This window comes from Pseudomonas sp. GW821-FHT01E10 (genome assembly GCF_059422365.1).
In genome coordinates, this window is sequence record NZ_JBWKWT010000005.1 from 127,933 (window position 1) to 147,222 (window position 19,290).

The 19,290-nt window shown below is 61.2% G+C and carries 17 protein-coding genes; 13 read left to right on the plus strand and 4 right to left on the minus strand.

Translation table 11 applies throughout. From position 1 onward, the window contains the following. The first annotated feature begins 30 nt into the window (after nt 1-30). Nucleotides 31-966, plus strand: coding sequence for an SdiA-regulated domain-containing protein (locus AC07V0_RS11945; protein ID WP_064621008.1), 936 nt, complete (start codon nt 31-33; stop codon nt 964-966). Nucleotides 967-1,053: 87 nt separating this feature from the next. Next, a complete protein-coding gene (locus AC07V0_RS11950) occupies nt 1,054-1,959 on the plus strand; it encodes an SdiA-regulated domain-containing protein (RefSeq protein WP_026286613.1) in 906 nt (301 codons plus the stop codon). 61 nt (nt 1,960-2,020) lie between these two features. Here AC07V0_RS11950 and rpiA read toward each other — a convergent pair whose 3' ends face one another. Then, on the minus strand, nt 2,021-2,692 hold the full coding sequence (gene rpiA, locus AC07V0_RS11955; protein ID WP_018928652.1) for a ribose-5-phosphate isomerase RpiA: 672 nt from the start codon (nt 2,690-2,692) through the stop codon (nt 2,021-2,023). Nucleotides 2,693-3,040: 348 nt separating this feature from the next. Between rpiA and ilvA the strand changes: the two genes are divergently transcribed. Beyond that, nucleotides 3,041-4,555, plus strand: coding sequence for a threonine ammonia-lyase, biosynthetic (gene ilvA / locus AC07V0_RS11960; RefSeq protein ID WP_086944383.1), 1,515 nt, complete (start codon nt 3,041-3,043; stop codon nt 4,553-4,555). 39 nt (nt 4,556-4,594) lie between these two features. Beyond that, nucleotides 4,595-5,023, plus strand: a complete 429-nt coding sequence (locus AC07V0_RS11965) for a DUF2269 domain-containing protein (RefSeq protein ID WP_018928654.1) — start codon at nt 4,595-4,597, stop codon at nt 5,021-5,023. Between the two features lie 117 nt (nt 5,024-5,140). On the opposite strand, the gene AC07V0_RS11970 is transcribed toward AC07V0_RS11965, so the two are convergent. Further along, complete coding sequence (locus AC07V0_RS11970; RefSeq protein ID WP_018928655.1) at nt 5,141-5,797, minus strand: histidinol-phosphatase; 657 nt, start codon at nt 5,795-5,797, stop codon at nt 5,141-5,143. A 143-nt stretch (nt 5,798-5,940) separates the two neighbouring features. On the opposite strand from AC07V0_RS11970, the gene AC07V0_RS11975 reads away from it, so the two are divergent. Next, nucleotides 5,941-6,420, plus strand: a complete 480-nt coding sequence (locus AC07V0_RS11975; RefSeq protein ID WP_007897732.1) for an RNA pyrophosphohydrolase — start codon at nt 5,941-5,943, stop codon at nt 6,418-6,420. Nucleotides 6,421-6,442: 22 nt separating this feature from the next. Further along, nucleotides 6,443-8,722, plus strand: a complete 2,280-nt coding sequence (gene ptsP, locus AC07V0_RS11980) for a phosphoenolpyruvate--protein phosphotransferase (protein ID WP_018928656.1) — start codon at nt 6,443-6,445, stop codon at nt 8,720-8,722. Between the two features lie 130 nt (nt 8,723-8,852). Here ptsP and AC07V0_RS11985 read toward each other — a convergent pair whose 3' ends face one another. Next, nucleotides 8,853-9,599, minus strand: a complete 747-nt coding sequence (locus AC07V0_RS11985) for an NRDE family protein (RefSeq protein ID WP_086944384.1) — start codon at nt 9,597-9,599, stop codon at nt 8,853-8,855. Nucleotides 9,600-9,733: 134 nt separating this feature from the next. Between AC07V0_RS11985 and AC07V0_RS11990 the strand changes: the two genes are divergently transcribed. The 3 genes from AC07V0_RS11990 (at nt 9,734) to AC07V0_RS12000 (ending at nt 12,448) form a co-directional block, all read left to right on the plus strand. Continuing rightward, complete coding sequence (locus AC07V0_RS11990) at nt 9,734-10,516, plus strand: sulfite exporter TauE/SafE family protein (RefSeq protein ID WP_018928658.1); 783 nt, start codon at nt 9,734-9,736, stop codon at nt 10,514-10,516. Between the two features lie 83 nt (nt 10,517-10,599). Then, a complete protein-coding gene (lgt, locus tag AC07V0_RS11995) occupies nt 10,600-11,412 on the plus strand; it encodes a prolipoprotein diacylglyceryl transferase (RefSeq protein WP_064621002.1) in 813 nt (270 codons plus the stop codon). 64 nt (nt 11,413-11,476) lie between these two features. Then, nucleotides 11,477-12,448, plus strand: coding sequence for a thymidylate synthase (locus tag AC07V0_RS12000; RefSeq protein WP_064621000.1), 972 nt, complete (start codon nt 11,477-11,479; stop codon nt 12,446-12,448). A gap of 84 nt (nt 12,449-12,532) precedes the next feature. Here the strand turns inward: AC07V0_RS12000 and cadR are convergent, their stop codons facing one another. After that, nucleotides 12,533-12,982, minus strand: coding sequence for a Cd(II)/Pb(II)-responsive transcriptional regulator (cadR, locus tag AC07V0_RS12005; protein ID WP_007897786.1), 450 nt, complete (start codon nt 12,980-12,982; stop codon nt 12,533-12,535). Between the two features lie 84 nt (nt 12,983-13,066). On the opposite strand from cadR, the gene AC07V0_RS12010 reads away from it, so the two are divergent. The 4 genes from AC07V0_RS12010 to AC07V0_RS12025 all read left to right on the plus strand — a co-directional run bounded on the left by AC07V0_RS12010 (nt 13,067) and on the right by AC07V0_RS12025 (nt 19,272). Beyond that, a complete protein-coding gene (locus AC07V0_RS12010) occupies nt 13,067-15,364 on the plus strand; it encodes a heavy metal translocating P-type ATPase (RefSeq protein ID WP_310395519.1) in 2,298 nt (765 codons plus the stop codon). A 16-nt stretch (nt 15,365-15,380) separates the two neighbouring features. Then, on the plus strand, nt 15,381-16,244 hold the full coding sequence (locus AC07V0_RS12015; protein WP_086944386.1) for a LysR family transcriptional regulator: 864 nt from the start codon (nt 15,381-15,383) through the stop codon (nt 16,242-16,244). 227 nt (nt 16,245-16,471) lie between these two features. Further along, nucleotides 16,472-17,548 carry a putative 2-aminoethylphosphonate ABC transporter ATP-binding protein gene (locus tag AC07V0_RS12020; RefSeq protein ID WP_064620994.1) on the plus strand — a complete coding sequence of 359 codons (1,077 nt, stop codon included), beginning with the start codon at nt 16,472-16,474 and terminating at the stop codon, nt 17,546-17,548. Then, nucleotides 17,548-19,272 carry a putative 2-aminoethylphosphonate ABC transporter permease subunit gene (locus tag AC07V0_RS12025; RefSeq protein ID WP_086944387.1) on the plus strand — a complete coding sequence of 575 codons (1,725 nt, stop codon included), beginning with the start codon at nt 17,548-17,550 and terminating at the stop codon, nt 19,270-19,272. The genes AC07V0_RS12020 and AC07V0_RS12025 overlap by 1 nt, the downstream gene beginning before the upstream one ends. Nucleotides 19,273-19,290 lie beyond the last annotated feature (18 nt).

Genomic DNA, 19,290 nt, shown 5'->3' on the forward strand with positions numbered 1-19,290 from the left:
ATAGCCTGAATTTCTGGAACGCATCCCTGAATGGCCATCGAATCGCTGCCCAAGCTGAAAACTGCCCGCCGCTCGCGCTTTGTCATGCGTTGGTATTCCTGGCTTTTACTGGTGGCGGTCGCCGCTTATGGCCTTGCGTTTGCGATGCATTGGGATGATCGCGGTGTGCTCTGGGTGAAGGAGCGCTTCGAAAGCCCTGCCGAACGAAAAGAGAGTGTCTGGCTGCCGGACTATCGGGCGGTGATCGACGCCAAACTGCTGCCGGGCATGGAGAAGGACGAAGCGTCGGACGTGTCTTACGACCCGCAGACCAAAACCCTGTTCTCCGTGATGGGCAAGAACCCGTTCCTGGTCGAGCTGACGTTGCAAGGCGACGTGTTGCGCAAAATGCCGCTGGTGGGGTGGAGCAACCCGGAAGGGGTGACGGTAATGGGCAATGGTTTGCTGGCGATTACCGATGAGCGCGAACACCTGCTCTCGATCGTCAAGGTCGATGCCGATACGCGCGAGCTGAACATCGCCAATTTCCCGAAGTACGATCTCGGTCCCTCGAAAAACCAGAATAAAGGCTTCGAAGCCGTCGTCTGGGATGCCCGTCGCCAGCAACTGCTGCTGGGTGAAGAGCGTCCACCAGCGCTGTTCAGCTGGAAAAGCGATGGCAGCCAGATCCTGAAGGGGGACAAGCAGAAACTCTCCAGCGACGCACTGGATGTCCGTAACCTGTCGGCCCTGGCCATCGATCCGCGCACCGGTCACACCCTGGTGCTGTCCGCCGACTCTCACTTGTTGCTGGAACTGGACGAGAAGGGCGAGCAGGTCAGTTTCATGACCTTGCTCGGAGGGTTCAATGGCCTGAAGAAAACCATTCCCCGTGCCGAAGGCGTCACCATGGACGAAGCAGGCACGCTGTACATGGTGAGCGAGCCGAACCTGTTCTACCGCTTCGAAAAGCAACAGGTTCGGTAGTTGCGGTAGAAGGTCGCGGGCCATTAGGGTTTTAATTCAGGCAGCCGTGGTGTTTCATCCGCCCGTCCTGTTTCCGAGTTTGCCTGAATGCGTCGACTTGTCCGCCCCAAACCCCTGATGCTGATCCTGTCGGTCATTGCCCTGATCGTGTTGGTTGCCGTCGGCCAGTACCAGCGCCTGTTCGAACGCAGCGGGTTCAATGTGCAGGCGCTATGGCAGCCGATGAATACCCGATCCATTGGCCTGGACCAGTATCAGGTGGCGATCGAGGCGCGAGTCATTGACGGTCTGGACGACGATGTTTCAGCGCTGACCTTCGATCCCGTGCGCAAAAGCCTGTTCACGGTCACCCAAAAAAACGCCGAGCTGATCGAGTTGTCCCTGGAAGGCAAAATCCTGCGGCGTGTGGCGCTGGTCGGATTCGGCGACCCGGAAGCAGTGGAGTTCATTAGCGCTGACACTTACGTGATCACCGATGAGCGTGAGCAACGGCTGATCAAGATTCATCTGCGCAAGGGCACGACGTTCCTCGATGCCGCGGACGCCGAGCAGATGACCCTCGGCGTGCACATGAGCGGCAACAAGGGATTCGAGGGGTTGGCCTATGACTCGGTGGGCAAGCGCTTGTTCGTCGCCAAGGAGCGCGACCCGATGCTGATCTACGAAGTGCAGGGCTTTCCCCATTACAACCCGGAGAAGTCCTACGCGGTGCACGTGGTGAACAATCCCAAGCGCGATGGCGGAATGTTCGTGCGAGACCTGTCGAGCCTGCAATATGACGAGCGCAGCGGCCATTTGCTGGCACTGTCCGATGAGTCGCGGTTGATTCTTGAACTGGATGTGGACGGGCGACCGCTGAGCACCCTGTCACTGAGCAAGGGTCGTCAGGGATTGCACAAGCCGGAAGGCATTGCCATGGATGACGACGGCACCCTGTACCTCGTCAGCGAGCCGAACCTGTTCTACGTCTTCAAAAAACCGGCACAGCCCTGACCAACACCGCAAAACCAATTGTAGGAGCGAGCAAGCTTCGCTCCTACAAATGGGTGTGGCATCAGGCCTTGAGGGTTTTCACGCCTTCGCTCGTGCCCAACAGCAGCAAGTCCGCCGGGCGCGCCGCGAACAAACCGTTGGTGACCACGCCGACGATGGCGTTGATCTGTGCTTCCAGCTCCACCGGGTTGGTGATCTGCATGTTGTGCACGTCAAGGATGATGTTGCCGTTATCGGTCAGCACACCTTCACGGTAAACCGGGTCGCCGCCCAGCTTCACCAGTTCGCGGGCCACGTGGCTGCGAGCCATCGGGATCACTTCCACCGGCAATGGGAACGCACCGAGCACCGGCACCAGTTTGCTGGCGTCGGCGATGCAGATGAAGGTCTTGGCCACGGCCGCCACGATCTTCTCGCGGGTCAGGGCTGCACCGCCGCCTTTGATCAGGTGCAGGTGCTCGTCGCTTTCATCGGCGCCGTCGACGTAGAACTCCAGATCGCTGACGGTATTGAGCTCATACACCGGAATCCCGTGGCCCTTGAGGCGCGCGGCGGTGGCTTCGGAACTGGCCACTGCGCCGTCAAACGCGCCTTTGTGCTTGGCCAGGGCGTCGATGAAGCAATTGGCGGTAGAGCCGGTGCCGACCCCGACGATGCTCTTGTCATCGAGTTTAGGGAGGATGAAGTCGACGGCGGCCTGAGCCACTGCCTGTTTGAGTTGATCCTGGGTCATGCGGGCTCCGAGGTGCCGAAGAGGGGGACGAAAGGCCGGCATTATAGGCCTCGCGATGTGGAAGGTCATTGCCAGTGTGTCGAATGGAGACGAGGGGGCTTGTCTGTGGCGAGGGAGCTTGCTCCCGCTCGGCTGCGCAGCAGTCGTAAACCTGCCAATACAGTGTGTTTGAAGAAACGGGCTGCCTGTTTTGGGGAGCACTTCGCACTCCAGCGGGAGCAAGCTCCCTCGCCACAATGAGTCTCTTGCGTTTGCGAGTGGCTAAAACCACCTGTTTAGTGTGGTCGCCCGCCCGAAAGCCGGGTTAGACTCCTTGGCCCTGCCCAACCCGTTCAGTGATGCTTTCCGATGCTCGAACAGTACGTCAAAAAGATCCTCACCTCGCGCGTTTATGACGTTGCCGTAGAAACCCCATTGCAGACTGCTCGCCAGCTCTCCGAGCGGCTGGGCAACGAGATTTGGCTCAAGCGTGAAGACTTGCAGCCGGTGTTCTCGTTCAAGATTCGCGGCGCTTACAACAAGCTGACGCAACTGAGCGATGAAGAGCGCGCCCGTGGCGTGGTCACCGCTTCGGCGGGCAACCATGCGCAAGGCCTGGCCCTGGCAGCCAAAGTGCTGGGCGTGAAAGCGACCATCGTGATGCCCAAGACCACCCCGGAGATCAAGGTCGAGGGCGTGCGTTCGCGCGGCGGCAAAGTGGTACTGCACGGCGATTCGTTCCCGGAAGCCCTGGCCTACTCGCTGAAACTGGTCGACGAAAAAGGCTACGTCTACATTCACCCCTACGACGATCCCCACACCATTGCCGGGCAGGGCACGGTGGCCATGGAGATTCTGCGCCAGCACCCGGGGCGTCTGGATGCGATCTTCGTTCCGGTGGGCGGTGGCGGATTGATCGCCGGGATTGCGGCGTACGTGAAATACCTGCGTCCGGACGTCAAGATCATCGGCGTCGAACCGGATGACTCCAACTGCCTGCAAGCCGCCATGGCGGCCGGTGAGCGCGTGGTGTTGCCGACCGTGGGCCTGTTTGCCGATGGCGTCGCGGTGGCGCAGATCGGCCAGCACACCTTCGATATCTGCAAAGACTACGTTGATGAAGTGATCACCGTCAGCACCGATGAAATCTGTGCGGCGATCAAGGATATCTACGACGATACCCGCTCGATCACTGAACCTGCCGGCGCCTTGGGCGTGGCCGGGATCAAGAAATACGTCGAGCAACGTGGCGTCACCGGCCACACCTTCGTGGCCATCGATTCCGGCGCCAACGTCAACTTCGACCGCTTGCGACACGTCGCCGAGCGTGCCGAGCTGGGCGAGGGCCGCGAAGCTATCATCGCCGTGACCATCCCCGAGAAACCGGGCAGCTTCAAGGCGTTCTGCGAAGCCATCGGCAAGCGCCAGATCACCGAATTCAACTACCGCTACAACACCGGCAGCGAAGCGCACATCTTTGTCGGCGTGCAGACCCATCCGGAAAACGACCCGCGCAGTGCGCTGCTCGCCAGCCTGACCGAGCAGGGTTTCCCGGTACTCGACCTGACCGACAACGAACTGGCCAAATTGCACATTCGCCATATGGTTGGCGGGCGTGCCGCCCAGGTGGTCGATGAGGTGGTGCTGCGCTTCGAGTTCCCGGAGCGTCCGGGTGCGTTGTTCAACTTCCTCAACAAGCTCGGTGGGCGCTGGAACATTTCGATGTTCCACTACCGCAACCACGGCGCGGCGGATGGCCGTGTGGTCGCGGGCCTGCAAGTGCCCCACGACGAGCGTCATCTGGTACCGGCGGCGCTGGAAGAAATCGGCTACCCGTACTGGGACGAAAGCGACAACCCGGCCTATCAGCTGTTTCTCGGCTGAGCGGCTACGCTGATGGGCAGCCTATAAGGAATTCGAACAATGGAAACGTTAACCGCCCTCAAAGTCGCGCATGGCGTGGCGACGGTGCTGCTGTTGATCAGCGCACTGGGGCTGGCAATCTGGGTCTGGCGCACTCGTCGTAACGGTGATGCGACGGCGCCTGCGCGTACCTTGCAGCGACCGCAGGTGTTCATCTGGTTGTTGATGGGCCTGGCGCTGTTGAGCATGCCGTTTACCGGCTGGTGGATGGTGCATCTGGTGGGCTGGCCGTTGGGGCAGACCTGGTTGCTGGCGTCCAGTGTGCTGTACACCGTGGCGGCGCTGGGCTGGTTCTGGCTGCTGGTGCGGCTCAATCGGCTGCGCAAGGCGCCGGCGGCGGGGAATGGGAAGTTTACGTTGGCGTTGGCGTTGTTCAGTTTTGTCTGCTTGATCGCCATTGCGGGGTTGATGGGGGCCAAGCCGGTATAGCGCGGAATCTGTAGCTGCTGCGAGGTGCGAGGCTGCGATGGGCTGCGAAGCGGCCCCGAAGGGCGGTCCTGCGGACCGCAACGCAGCCTCGTACCTCGGTAGCTGCTACAGGCTTAATCAATCGCGCAAACTGATCACCGGCCAGCCACGTTTCTCGGCCTCGGCCCGCAAGTTAGGGTCCGGATCGACCGCGATCGGATTCGTCACTTGCTCCAGCAACGCCAAGTCGTTCATCGAGTCGCTGTAGAAATAACTGTCTTCCAGGCTGTGGCCGGTTTCTTCCAGCCAACGATTCAACCGGGTCACCTTGCCTTCACGGAAGCACGGGATATCGGTGCTGCGCCCGCTGTACCGGCCGTCGATCATTTCGCATTCGGTGGCGATCAGGGTTTCAACGCCTAAACGCGTGGCAATCGGCCCGGTCACAAAACGGTTGGTGGCGGTGATGATGACCAGCTTGTCGCCGGCCTCACGGTGTTGGGCCAACAGTTCGAGGCCCTTGGGCAGCACGAGCGGTTCGATGCAGTCGCGCATGTAATCCAGGTGCCATTGATCCAGTGTCGCCATTTCGGTGCGGCCGAGGACTTCCAGGCAGAAGTTCAGGTAGGCGGCCTGATCCAGCTTGCCGGCCAGGTAGTCCTGATAGAACTCGTCGTTGCGTGCCTTGTAGGCGACGGCGTCGAGGAAACCGCGTTCGCACAGATAATCGCCCCAGGCGTGGTCACTGTCGCCGCCCAGAAGCGTGTTGTCCAAGTCGAATAAAGCCAGCCGCATTGCAGTTACTCGCTGAAAAGTCTGTAGAAAGGTCTCCAGAATACGGACTTTTCACAAGAGTGCACATAAGGTAGGTCGGCTCGTTGCTGCTTTCACAACCTTTGTGGAACAATGCGGCGACATGCGTTTGCGAGGTTGTTGCCGTGATCGACCCCGATGGTTTCCGCCCCAATGTCGGGATCATTCTGACGAATGATGCTGGCCAGGTGCTATGGGCTCGCCGAATCAATCAAGATGCCTGGCAGTTTCCACAGGGCGGGATCAACCCCCAGGAGACGCCGGAAGACGCCTTGTACCGCGAGTTGAACGAAGAAGTGGGCCTGGAGCGCGAAGATGTTGAAATTCTCGCCTGCACCCGGGGCTGGTTGCGTTATCGTTTGCCGCAACGTCTGGTCAGAACGCACAGCCAACCGCTGTGCATCGGCCAGAAGCAGAAATGGTTTCTCCTGCGCCTGATCTCCAACGAGCAGCGGGTGCGGATGGATTTGACCGGTAAACCGGAATTCGATGGCTGGCGCTGGGTCAGCTATTGGTATCCGTTGGGCCAGGTGGTGACATTCAAGCGCGAGGTGTATCGACGCGCTCTCAAAGAGCTTGCCCCGCGCCTTTTAGCGCGCGACTGACGACGGAGTTCGACCCCGAGCCATGCTCAATACGCTGCGCAAGATCGTCCAGGAAGTTAACTCCGCCAAGGATCTCAAGGCGGCGTTGGGGATTATTGTGTTGCGCGTCAAAGAGGCCATGGGCAGCCAGGTCTGCTCGGTCTACCTGCTTGATCCAGAGACCAACCGCTTCGTGCTGATGGCCACCGAGGGCTTGAACAAGCGCTCGATCGGCAAAGTCAGCATGGCACCCAACGAAGGTCTGGTCGGCCTGGTCGGCACGCGTGAAGAACCCCTGAACCTCGAAAACGCCGCGGATCACCCGCGCTACCGTTACTTCGCCGAGACCGGTGAAGAGCGCTACGCGTCGTTCCTCGGGGCGCCGATCATTCACCACCGCCGCGTCGTCGGCGTATTGGTCATTCAACAAAAGGAACGCCGCCAGTTCGATGAGGGTGAAGAAGCCTTCCTCGTGACCATGAGCGCGCAGCTCGCCGGCGTTATCGCCCATGCCGAGGCCACCGGTTCGATCCGTGGCCTGGGCCGTCAGGGCAAAGGTATCCAGGAAGCAAAGTTCGTCGGCGTACCTGGTTCGCCGGGCGCGGCGGTCGGCACCGCAGTCGTCATGCTGCCGCCGGCCGATCTGGATGTGGTGCCGGACAAGACCATCACCGACATCGATGCAGAACTTGGGCTGTTCAAGACGGCCATCGAAGGCGTGCGCGCCGACATGCGTGCCTTGTCCGCCAAGCTGGCAACCCAGCTGCGACCTGAAGAGCGGGCCCTGTTCGACGTCTACTTGATGATGCTCGACGATGCTTCGCTCGGCAGCGAAGTCACCACCGTGATCAAGACCGGTCAGTGGGCCCAGGGCGCGCTGCGTCAGGTGGTTACCGATCACGTCAACCGTTTCGAACTGATGGACGACGCCTACCTGCGTGAGCGGGCCTCGGACGTCAAGGACCTCGGCCGCCGTTTGCTCGCCTACTTGCAGGAAGAGCGGCAGCAGACGCTGGTCTACCCCGACAACACCATTCTGGTCAGCGAAGAACTGACGCCGGCAATGCTCGGCGAGGTACCGGAAGGCAAGCTGGTGGGCCTGGTGTCGGTACTCGGTTCTGGCAACTCCCACGTGGCGATCCTGGCGCGCGCCATGGGTATTCCGACGGTGATGGGCCTGGTCGACCTGCCGTACTCCAAGGTCGACGGCATCCAGATGATCGTCGACGGCTACCACGGCGAGGTCTACACCAACCCGAGTGACGTGCTGCGCAAGCAGTTCGCCGACGTGGTCGAGGAAGAGAAACAACTGGCCCTCGGGCTGGATGCATTACGCGACCTGCCGTGCGTAACGGTTGATGGCCACCGCATGCCGCTGTGGGTCAACACCGGCCTGCTGGCGGACGTGGCACGGGCGCAGAAGCGCGGTGCCGAGGGCGTGGGTCTGTACCGCACCGAAGTGCCGTTCATGATCAACCAGCGTTTCCCGAGCGAAAAGGAACAGCTGGCGATCTATCGCGAGCAACTTGCCGCGTTCCATCCACAACCAGTGACCATGCGTAGCCTGGACATTGGCGGTGACAAGGCGCTGTCGTACTTCCCGATCAAGGAAGACAACCCGTTCCTCGGCTGGCGCGGGATTCGCGTGACCCTCGACCACCCGGAAATCTTCCTGGTGCAGACCCGCGCCATGCTCAAGGCCAGCGAAGGCCTGAACAACCTGCGTATTCTGCTGCCGATGATTTCCGGCACCCATGAACTGGAAGAAGCCTTGCACCTGATCCACCGGGCCTGGGGCGAAGTCCGCGACGAAGGCACCGACGTGCCGATGCCGCCGGTTGGCGTGATGATCGAGATTCCGGCAGCGGTGTATCAGACCAAGGAACTGGCGCGGCAGGTGGACTTCCTGTCGGTCGGCTCCAACGACCTGACCCAGTACCTGCTGGCCGTGGACCGAAACAACCCACGGGTGGCCGACCTCTACGACTACCTGCACCCGGCGGTGCTGCAAGCCCTGCAGAGCGTGGTGCGCGATGCGCATGCCGAAGGCAAACCGGTGAGTATCTGCGGCGAAATGGCCGGTGACCCGGCGGCGGCGGTGCTGTTGATGGCAATGGGCTTCGACAGCCTGTCGATGAACGCCACCAACTTGCCGAAAGTGAAGTGGATGCTGCGTCAGATCAACCTGAGCAAGGCCAAGGAACTGCTCGCCGAGCTGATGACCATCGACAACCCGCAAGTTATCCACAGCTCGCTGCAACTGGCGCTGAAAAACCTTGGGTTGGCACGGATGATCAATCCGGCTTCGGTCAAGACCCTTTAAAAGGCTGATGGCCTCATCGCTGGCAAGCCAGCTCCCACAGGAATTTGGGTCGATTCACTGATTTGTGATCAACACCAAAACCTGTGGGAGCTGGCTTGCCCGCGATGGGGCCAGTCCAGGCAGCACAAAATTAAATCCTGACTTCCACTTCCCCCAAATGCCCCCCATACGGCCCGAAACTCCGCTCGACCATATGCCGCATCCCATTCGCCTGAACAATCAACGCCGTGCTCGCCCGCGTCCCATAAGCCTGGCTCTTGATAAACACGCTCGACAACAACGTCTCGGTGGCTTGCCCCACGCCAGTGTCCGGCAGCTCGGCAAGTGGTGCGATCTGCGGATCGCTCAGCAAGGCCAATAACGCCTGTGGTTGTGGATCGTCCAGGACTTCGCTCAACGCTGCCTTGGCCTTGAGCACTTTTGGCCACGGCGTATTCAGCCCCGCGTTCGATAACCCATAAAGCCCTGGTTCGAGCCTGACCGCCGAGGTTTCCCGAGCGTTGAAGTGCCAGAGCTCTTTGGCATTGCCGATCAGCAGATTGAACCCGGCATATTCAGCCGAACGTGCGATAACGTCGCTTAAATAGTCTTCAATGGGCGTTTCCCCGCTGAGAAACTGCGCCACCAGTTCGCCTCGCGACTTGGCGGCCGGCGGTTGAAGGGGATTACGGATGTTGGTCAGTGCGGCGAAGCGCCCATTGGCGCCGACACCGAGCCACGTACCGCCGGCCTCGAGGTCACGCCCGGCGTAGACATGCGGGGCGTGCGGCCATTGCGCCAGGGGCAGGCTGGGCCGGGCATAGAATTCGTCGCGGTTGGCCGCCACGATCAGCGGCTGGGCATGACCCGGCCGCCAGGCAAAGACAATCAGGCACATAAGGTGGTCCTTGTGTGTTTTTTGCTCACTCTACGCAGACATCGCTCATCGATCCATCGCCATCCGCAGTGGAGCCCGAGGCCATGCATCCGTTACCATGCCGCTCCTGTTTCGGGATGCTTGGGGACGTGGCCATGGAATTTTTGCTCTATCTGGCGCTGGGCGCCTGTGCGGGCGTGCTGGCCGGGCTGTTTGGGGTAGGCGGCGGGATTATCATCGTCCCGGTGCTGGTGTTCAGCTTCACCTTGCAGGGATTTGATCCGTCGATCCTGACGCATCTTGCAGTCGGTACTTCCCTGGCGACGATCATTTTTACGTCGGTCAATGCGGTTCGCGAACATCATCGCCGCGGCGCCGTGCGTTGGCCGATTTTTGCCTGGATGACTCTCGGCATTCTGATCGGTGCCGGTTTCGGCGCGCTGACCGCCGAAGCGATCTCCGGGCCGAATCTGCAGAAGATCATCGGCATATTCGCGTTGATCATCGCTGTTCAACTCGCCTTGGACTTCAAACCCAAGGCCAGCCGAACGGTGCCCGGTAAAGTCGGTCTGACCGTGGCCGGCAGTGTGATTGGCTGGGCTTCGGCGATTTTCGGGATCGGCGGCGGCTCGCTGACCGTGCCATTCCTGACCTGGCGCAGCGTTCCGATGCAACAAGCGGTGGCCACATCGTCGGCCTGTGGCCTGCCCATCGCTTTGGCAAGTGCATTAAGTTTCATGATTCTGGGCTGGCACGATCCACTGCTGCCGGCCCATAGTCTCGGTTTTGTTTATTTGCCGGCGCTGCTGGGGATCGCTCTGACCAGCATGGTCTTCGCCCGCCTCGGTGCACGACTGGCCCACAGGCTGTCGCCACGCTTGCTGAAAAGACTGTTTGCCGCTTTGCTGTTTTGCGTCGGCTTGAACTTCCTGCTCTGACACCTAACGCAATCCTGGCTTAATCCTGGCGTGACAGCGTCGCCCGGGAATTTTGAAGGTTTCAACTCTAACGAGGAGTCGCAATGCTGCCTTACCCGCAGATCGACCCGGTGGCCCTGGCCATCGGTCCGCTGAAAATCCACTGGTACGGCCTGATGTATCTGGTCGGCATCGGCGGCGCGTGGCTGCTGGCGTCCCGTCGGCTGAACCGCTTCGACCCGACCTGGACCAAGGAGAAACTCTCCGACATGGTGTTCTGGATGTCGATGGGCGTCATCGTCGGCGGCCGTCTGGGTTATGTGCTGTTTTATGATCTGAGCGCTTACCTGGCCAACCCGATGTTGATCTTCGAAGTGTGGAAGGGCGGCATGTCGTTCCACGGTGGCTTCATCGGTGTGATGCTCGCAGCGTTGTGGTTTGGTAAAAAGAACAACAAGTCGTTCTTCCAGCTGATGGACTTCGTTGCGCCGATGGTGCCGATCGGTCTGGGTGCCGGGCGCATCGGCAACTTCATCAACGCCGAGTTGTGGGGCAAGCCGACCGACGTGCCGTGGGCGATGATCTTCCCGCCGTTCAGCGACCCGGCGCAGTTGCCGCGTCACCCGTCGCAGCTGTACCAGTTTGCGCTGGAAGGTGTGGCGCTGTTCCTGATCCTCTGGCTGTTCTCGCGCAAGCCACGGCCGACCATGGCGGTATCCGGGATGTTTGCGCTGTTCTATGGCATTTTCCGTTTCATCGTCGAGTTCGTCCGCGTTCCGGATGCGCAACTGGGCTATCTGGCGTGGAACTGGCTGACCATGGGCCAGGTGCTGTGCGTACCGATGATCGTCGGCGGTCTATTCCTGATCTGGCTGGCTTATCGACGCGCCCCGGCGGCCCCCGCAGCGGCTGTATAAGCAGCTGGCGCAAAAAATTCGAACCCCGGGGCGACGGCTCCGGGTTCAAGGACACAGGTAATTCATGAAGCAATATCTCGATCTGGTCGCCCACGTCATCAAGAACGGCACCAAACAGGCCAACCGCACCGGCGTGAACACCATCAGCTTTCCGGGTGCGATGCTGCGCTTCGATTTGCAGGAAGGTTTCCCGGCGATCACCACCCGCAAGATGGCCTTCAAGTCGGCCATCGGCGAGATGTGCGGTTTTCTGCGCGGGGTGAACAACGCCGCTGAATTCCGTGCGCTGGGTTGCAAGGTCTGGGACCAGAACGCCAACGAAAACGCCCAGTGGCTGGCCAACCCGTTCCGTCAGGGTGAAGACGACCTCGGCGAGATCTACGGCGTGCAATGGCGCAAATGGCCGGCGTACAAGCAGATCCCGGTCAGCAACCAGGCCGCCATCGAGCAGACCCTGAGCCAGGGTTATCGGCAGATTGCTGAAGGCGAAGAAGATGGCCAGGCGTATGTGGTGTTGTACAAGGCGATCGACCAGATCCGCCAGTGCGTCGACACCATCATCAAGGACCCGGGCAGCCGTCGCATTCTGTTCCACGGCTGGAACGTTGCGCAGCTCGATGAAATGGCCCTGCCGCCGTGCCACTTGCTGTACCAGTTCCACCCGAATGTCGAGACCAGGGAAATCTCCCTGACCCTCTACATCCGCTCCAACGACCTGGGCCTGGGCACGCCGTTCAACCTCACCGAAGGCGCCGCGCTGCTGAGCCTGATCGGTCGCCTGACCGGTTACACGCCGCGCTGGTTCACCTATTTCATCGGTGATGCCCACGTCTACGAAAACCACCTGGACATGCTCAACGAACAGCTCAAGCGCGAGCCATTCGCCATGCCGAAGCTGAAGATCTCCGACCGTGTGCCAGAGTTTGCCAAGACCGGTGTGTATCAGCCGGAGTGGCTGGAGCTGATCGAGCCAAGTGATTTCTCGCTCGAAGGCTATGAGCACCACGCTCCGATGACGGCGCCGATGGCGGTCTGAGTCTGGCACCGCTTCGCGGGCAAGCCTCGCTCCTACAGGTTCACACGATACCTGTAGGAGCGAGGCTTGCCCGCGAAGGCATTCTTAATGCCCATGGCTTCGGCCGACATGGGAATGCTCAACCTCCGTCGCCACAACCCCGCCACTCACCTCCAGCCGCTGCAAAATCCCGCACTGATCGATATCCGGCCCTTCGCTGCAGCGTTGGCGCAGGTCGAGCAGTTGTGTCTGCAAGGCCAGCAAACCGTCGATTCGTGCCTTCACATGATGGATATGTTCGTCGATCAACGCGTTGACGTTTTCACATTGATCCTGCGGGCTGTCGCGCAGGGCCAACAGGCTGCGGATTTCCTCCAGGGTCATGTCGAGGGTCCGGCAATTGCGGATGAAGGTCAGGCGTTCGGCGTGGGCCTGGGTGTAGACGCGGTAATTGCCGTCGCTGCGGGCCGGTTCCGGCAGCAGGTTTTCGCGCTCGTAGTAGCGGATGGTTTCCACGGCGCAGTCGGTGAGTTTCGCCAGTTCTCCTATTTTCATCGCGTCAATCTCCAAAAGGGTGCTTGACCCTATAGTGGCTACAGGGTCTTTACTTGGCAACAGGCACCTTCATGGACGCGACCAATGAGCGATTCTCTTCACACCCACAAACCCGAGGCTGATCACGATCACGATCACGATCACGATCACAGCCACAAGCTGCAGCCTGCGTCCCAGCATGCCCATGGTAGCCATGATCATGGCGGCCACGGCGATTCCTGCTGTTCCTCCAAAGCCGCGGCGCCATCGCTGATCAAGTTGAGCGAGACACCGACCGCCGGCGCGCGGCTGAGCAGCTTCCGCATCGAGGCCATGGACTGCCCGACCGAGCAGACGCTGATCCAGAACAAACTCGGCAAGCTTGCGGGCGTACAGCAACTGGAGTTCAACCTGATCAACCGGGTGTTGGGCGTGACCCATGACCTGCCAGGCACCGCGCCGATCATCGAGGCGATCAAGTCCCTCGGCATGCACGCCGAGCCGCTGGAACAAGGCGTCGAAGCGCCAATACCTGTGCCAGAGAAAAAACCTTGGTGGCCATTGGCGCTGTCCGGCGTTGGTGCGTTGGCGGCTGAAGTGATCCACTTCACTAACGCGGCGCCCACTTGGGTGGTGGCGGTGATTGCGCTGATCTCAATCCTCAGTGGCGGCCTGGGTACCTATAAAAAGGGCTGGATCGCCCTGAAAAACCTCAACCTGAACATCAACGCGCTGATGAGCATCGCGGTGACCGGTGCGGTCCTGATCGGCCAGTGGCCGGAAGCGGCAATGGTGATGTTCCTGTTTACCGTCGCCGAGTTGATCGAAGCCAGGTCCCTGGACCGGGCGCGCAACGCCATCGGCGGACTGATGCAGATGGCGCCCGAGCAAGCCACGGTGCAACAAGCCGACGGCAGTTGGGTCGCACAACCGGTGAAAAGCATCGAACTGGGCGCACGGGTGCGGGTGCGTCCCGGTGAGCGGATCGGTCTGGACGGCGAAGTGTTGTCTGGCAGCTCGACCATCAACCAGGCGCCGATCACCGGTGAAAGCCTGCCGGTCGAAAAAACCATCGGCGACAAAGTGTTCGCCGGCACCATCAACCAGTCCGGTTCACTGGAATACACCGTGACCGCAGCGGCCGACCACTCGACCCTCGCGCGGATCATCCACGCCGTCGAACAGGCCCAGGGCGCGCGGGCGCCGACCCAGCGTTTCGTCGACAGCTTTTCGAAAATCTACACACCGGCGGTGTTCATCCTGGCCCTCGCCGTGGCGGTGATCCCGCCGCTGTTCATGGATGCGCTGTGGTTCGACTGGATCTATCGGGCGCTGGTGTTGCTGGTGGTCGCCTGCCCATGCGCCTTGGTGATTTCCACTCCGGTGACCATTGTCAGCGGCCTCGCGGCAGCGGCGCGCAAAGGGATTCTGGTCAAGGGCGGCGTCTACCTGGAGCACGGCTACAAACTCGACTACCTGGCCCTCGACAAGACCGGCACCCTCACGCATGGCAAACCGGTGCAGACCGACTATTTGTCCCTCGACCCGACCGCCGATCAAACAGCCCCGGCCCTTGCGGCGGCGCTGGCTGGTCGCTCGGATCACCCGGTGTCGCTGGCCATCGCCAACGCGGCAGTTGTGGATAACCAGCGCGCGCCGCTGACTGTGGATAACTTCGAAGCCTTGGCGGGGCGTGGAGTACGCGGTGAGATCAATGGTGAGCTCTATCACCTGGGCAACCATCGACTGGTGGAAGACTTGGGCCTGTGTTCTCCAGCGCTGGAAGAAAAACTGTTTGCTCTGGAGAAACAGGGCAAGTCGGTGGTGCTGTTGCTCGACAAGTCGGGTCCGCTGGCCTTGTTTGCCGTCGCGGACACCGTGAAAGCGACCAGTCGCGAAGCGATCCAGCAGTTGCATGAACTGGGCATCAAAACCCTGATGCTGACCGGTGACAACGTTCACACCGCCGAGGTCATCGCCGCCCATGTGGGCATCGATCAGGCGCAAGGCGATCTGTTGCCGAGCGAGAAGCTGCAGGCCATCGAAACGCTGTATGCCCAGGGCTATCGCGTGGGGATGGTCGGCGACGGCATCAACGACGCTCCTGCACTGGCGCGGGCCGAGATCGGTTTCGCCATGGCGGCCGCCGGGACCGACACCGCCATCGAAACCGCCGATGTCGCCCTGATGGACGACGATCTGCGCAAGATCCCGGCCTTCATCAGCCTGTCGCGGCAGACCTCCAATATCCTCAAACAGAACATTGCCCTGGCATTGGTCATCAAAGCGATCTTTCTTGGGGTAACCTTCGCCGGGATCGCCACCATGTGGATGGCGGTGTTCGCCGACATGGGCGTGAGCCTGCTGGTGGTGTTCAACGGTTTGCGCCTGTTGCGCAAATAGACGATGGGGAAAGGGTGTGCTGAGTGCCGAGCTGAAGGCGTTTTACATGGTGGCCCGGCTGGGCAGCATTACCCTGGCGGCGAAAAAGCTCGGCCTGAGCCAACCGACGGTGACGACCCAGATCCGGCACCTGGAAAGCCAGTATTCGGTTGAGCTGTTCTACCGTGGCGGCCGCCGCCTCAGCGTCAGCGACGAAGGTGCGCGGCTGTTGCCGATGGTCAAGGCACTGCTGCAGCAGGAAGCCGATATCGAGTTCTTCCTGCGTAACAGCGGTCAGGTCCAGGGCACGTTGCGCATCGCCGCCACGGCGCCGTATTACATCCTCGATCTGGTGAAGACCTTTCGCGAGCGCTTGCCGCAGGTGGAGGTGTCGGTGGAAATCGGCAACTCCCAGCAGGTGCTCGAAGCGCTGGAGGATTACCGGGTCGATGTTGCCGCGTCCTCGCAGTTGCTCGACGATGCGCGGTTGATTCGCCGGGTGCTCGGCAGCGATCCGCTGGTGTTGGCGGTGCATCGAAATCATCCGCTGGCGGTGCATGACCATGTGCCGCTCAGTGCGTTGGCTGGGCATACCTTGTTGATGCGCGAGTCGGGCTCGACCACCCGGCGCTTGACCGAAGAGTTGCTGGCCAGTGCCGGGGTGAGTTTCGGGCCGCTGCTGGAGATTGGCAGCCGCGAGTCGATCCGTGAAGCGGTGCTGCGCAACATCGGCATCAGCATCATCGCGCGGCAGGAAGTGCCGCACGATCCGCAATTGCGGGTGCTGACCCTCGAGAATGCGCCGCAGATTCCCGAGTACCTGTACTGCCTCAAGGAGCGAAGAGGCGCCCGGCTGCCGGCGGCGTTTCTCGGACTGGCGCAGGAAATGGCCCCGGCGTAGATCCTTGTGGCGAGGGAGCTTGCTCCCGCTGGACTGCGCAGCAGGCCCATTTTCTGGGGCCGCTTCGCAACCCAGCGGGAGCAAGCTCCCTCGCCACAGGTTACTCATCGCTCGTTCTACCCAACCCAAATCCTTGAATACCACTATCGGCCGTTTTTGCCTCGTTGCCACATGACGGACGCATTGCAAACCTAGGATGGCCCTCATCTGCTTGATGAGGCCTGTCCATGAACCACTCGATCGCAACTGCCCTGACCAACCCCGGCGCGCCGATGAAAGTGCGCGGCGTGCAGAAGCGCTTCGGCGCGTTCACCGCGCTGGATAACGTTTCCCTCGACGTGGCAGCCGGTGAACTGGTGTGTCTGCTGGGGCCGTCGGGTTGCGGCAAGACCACCTTGCTGCGTTGCATCGCCGGCCTTGAGCGCCAGGACAGCGGCGAGTTATACCTCGGTGATCGCGACGTTTCCCACCTGGCGCCTCAGGCCCGGGACTACGGCATTCTCTTCCAGTCCTACGCGCTGTTTCCCAATCTCACCGTCGAAGCGAACATCGCCTACGGCCTCGCCGGCAGCGGTCGCGATGAGGTGCGCAAGCGTGTCGGTCAGATGCTGGAGCTGGTTGGCCTCACCGGCAGCGAGAAAAAATACCCCGGCCAGTTGTCCGGCGGTCAGCAGCAACGCGTAGCGCTGGCCCGGGCTCTGGCGCCGGCCCCTTCCTTGTTGCTGCTGGACGAACCGATGTCGGCGCTCGATGCCCGGGTCCGCGAGCATCTGTGCACCGAGTTGCGCCAATTGCAGCGCAACCTCGGCATCACCACCCTGATGGTCACGCACAATCAGGACGAAGCCATGCTGATGGCCGACCGCATCGCCGTGATGAACAACGGCAAGGTCGAGCAGTACGCCACACCGCAGGACATCTACGACCGCCCGGCCACACCGTTTGTGGCGGAGTTCGTCGGTCAGGGCAACTGGCTGCCGTTCCGCCGTAGCAGCGACAGTCATGCCCTGGTCGGCGGGATGCACATGCGCCTGGCCGAAGGCAGTGCGAAAACCGCGTCGGGCCGCTTGTTCTGCCGCCCCGAAGCGATCAACGTCAACCCGCTGGTGCATGAAGAAAACCTGTTCCCGGCCAAGGTTCGCGAAATCACTTTCCTCGGCAATCGTTGCCGCATGAGCTTCGAACTCGATCAGCTGCCGGGTCATGCATTGCTGGCGGAACTGGCGCCGGAAGCGATGCCGCGTCTCGGTGCGCAGCAGATCATGGTCGCCTTGCCGCCGCGTAGCCTGCAGGTGTTCGCCTGATGAGCGCGAACGTCGCGCTGCCGATACCGCACAAGCAGCTTCGGCAGGCCTCGCGTGCCGAGATCGGCGACCGGCTGTTCGTGGTCGGCGGCAAGCTGCTGTTGTTGGTGTTGCTCTGTGTGGCAGTGTTGATGCCGTTACTGGCGATCTTCTGGCGCGGGTTCAGTTCGCAGGCCGGGCAGGGCGGTGGTCTGGTGGCTGCCGGTGAATTGCTGACCGGTGCGAATTTCCATTGGTTGCTGGGTAACAGCCTGAAGGTTTCCCTCAGCGTGGCGGCGATTGTCGTACCGTTGGCCTACCTGTTTGCCTACGCCCTGCAACGCACGTTGATTCCCGGCAAAGGTATCTGGCGCGGCATGTCGCTGCTGCCGTTGATGGCGCCGTCGATGTTGCCGGGGATTGCGCTGGTTTATCTGTTCGGTAATCAGGGCCTGTTGCGCGGTCTGTTCTCGGACAATATCTACGGTTTCTGGGGCATTGTGCTCGGCGAGGTCATCTACACCTTCCCGCACGCCTTGATGATTTTGCTGTCAGCGCTGTCCCTGGCGGATGCGCGACTGTTCGATGCCGCCTCCAGCATGGGCGCGAGCCCGGCGAAAGCCTTTCGCAGCATCACTTGGCCGGCGACGCGTCAGGCGGTGTTCGCAGCGTTCTGTCTGGTGTTCACCCTGACCATCACCGACTTCGGTGTGCCCGTGGTGGTCGGTGGCGACTATCAGGTATTGGCGCTGGAAGCCTACAAAGCGGTGGTCGGCCAGCAACAATTCGGTCGCGGCGCACTGATCGGCATGGTTCTGCTGCTGCCGGCGCTGTTCAGCTTTGGTGTCGACGCCTGGCTGCGTCGGCGTCATGGCGATTCCATGAGTGGTCGGGCGCAAGTCTTTCAGCCAATGCCGTCGAGGCTGCGCGACGGTTGTTATCTGGCCATCGTGCTGCTGATCTGTGCGGTGTTGCTGCTGGTGTTCGGCATGGCGGTGTACTCGTCGCTGGTGAAGTTCTGGCCGTACAACCTGTCGCTGTCGCTCAACCATTACCAGTTCAACGACACCGCGGGCGGCGGCTGGCTGGCCTACGGCAACAGCGTGAAGATGGCGTTGTGCACGGCGTTGATCGGCAGCGTGCTGATCTTCACCGGCGCCTACCTGATGGAGAAAACCCGTGGCCAGCGCGGCCTGAATCTGACACTGCGCATGCTCAGTTTCGTACCGATGGCGGTGCCGGGTCTGGTGCTGGGCCTGGGTTACGTCTTCTTCTTCAACCTCAGCGGCAATCCGCTGCATGTGCTCTACGGCAGCATGACGCTGCTGGTGGTTTGCACCATTGCTCACTATTTGACCACCGCGCAAATGACCGCCACCACCGCGCTGCGCCAGCTCGACGCCGAGTTCGAAGCCGCCGCGCTGTCGCTCAAGGCGCCGCTGTATCGGCATTACCTGCGAGTCACCGTGCCGATCTGCCTGCCGGCGTTGCTGGACATCGTGCGCTACCTGTTCGTCTCGGCCATGACCACCGTTTCGGCGGCAATCTTCCTCTACAGCCCTGACACCATCCTCGCGGCGGTGGCGGTGCTGAACATGGACGACGCCGGCAACGTCGGCGGTGCGGCGGCGATGTCGACCCTGATTCTGTTCACCTCGGCGGGCGTGTCCCTGCTGCTGGCCTGGGCCTCGCGCGGTTTATTGCGCCGCTCCCAGGCCTGGCGGCAGACCGCGCCCGGTCTTTGATTCACACCTTCAACTCAC

Coding starts and splice junctions, on each gene's coding strand:
- AC07V0_RS11945 (WP_064621008.1), top strand. CDS start 31: ATGGCCATCGAATCGCTGCCCAAGCTGAAAACTGCCCGCCGCTCGCGC.
- AC07V0_RS11950 (WP_026286613.1), top strand. CDS start 1,054: ATGCGTCGACTTGTCCGCCCCAAACCCCTGATGCTGATCCTGTCGGTC.
- rpiA (WP_018928652.1), bottom strand. CDS start 2,692: ATGACCCAGGATCAACTCAAACAGGCAGTGGCTCAGGCCGCCGTCGAC.
- ilvA (WP_086944383.1), top strand. CDS start 3,041: ATGCTCGAACAGTACGTCAAAAAGATCCTCACCTCGCGCGTTTATGAC.
- AC07V0_RS11965 (WP_018928654.1), top strand. CDS start 4,595: ATGGAAACGTTAACCGCCCTCAAAGTCGCGCATGGCGTGGCGACGGTG.
- AC07V0_RS11970 (WP_018928655.1), bottom strand. CDS start 5,797: ATGCGGCTGGCTTTATTCGACTTGGACAACACGCTTCTGGGCGGCGAC.
- ptsP (WP_018928656.1), top strand. CDS start 6,443: ATGCTCAATACGCTGCGCAAGATCGTCCAGGAAGTTAACTCCGCCAAG.
- AC07V0_RS11985 (WP_086944384.1), bottom strand. CDS start 9,599: ATGTGCCTGATTGTCTTTGCCTGGCGGCCGGGTCATGCCCAGCCGCTG.
- AC07V0_RS11990 (WP_018928658.1), top strand. CDS start 9,734: ATGGAATTTTTGCTCTATCTGGCGCTGGGCGCCTGTGCGGGCGTGCTG.
- lgt (WP_064621002.1), top strand. CDS start 10,600: ATGCTGCCTTACCCGCAGATCGACCCGGTGGCCCTGGCCATCGGTCCG.
- AC07V0_RS12000 (WP_064621000.1), top strand. CDS start 11,477: ATGAAGCAATATCTCGATCTGGTCGCCCACGTCATCAAGAACGGCACC.
- cadR (WP_007897786.1), bottom strand. CDS start 12,982: ATGAAAATAGGAGAACTGGCGAAACTCACCGACTGCGCCGTGGAAACC.
- AC07V0_RS12010 (WP_310395519.1), top strand. CDS start 13,067: ATGAGCGATTCTCTTCACACCCACAAACCCGAGGCTGATCACGATCAC.
- AC07V0_RS12020 (WP_064620994.1), top strand. CDS start 16,472: ATGAACCACTCGATCGCAACTGCCCTGACCAACCCCGGCGCGCCGATG.
- AC07V0_RS12025 (WP_086944387.1), top strand. CDS start 17,548: ATGAGCGCGAACGTCGCGCTGCCGATACCGCACAAGCAGCTTCGGCAG.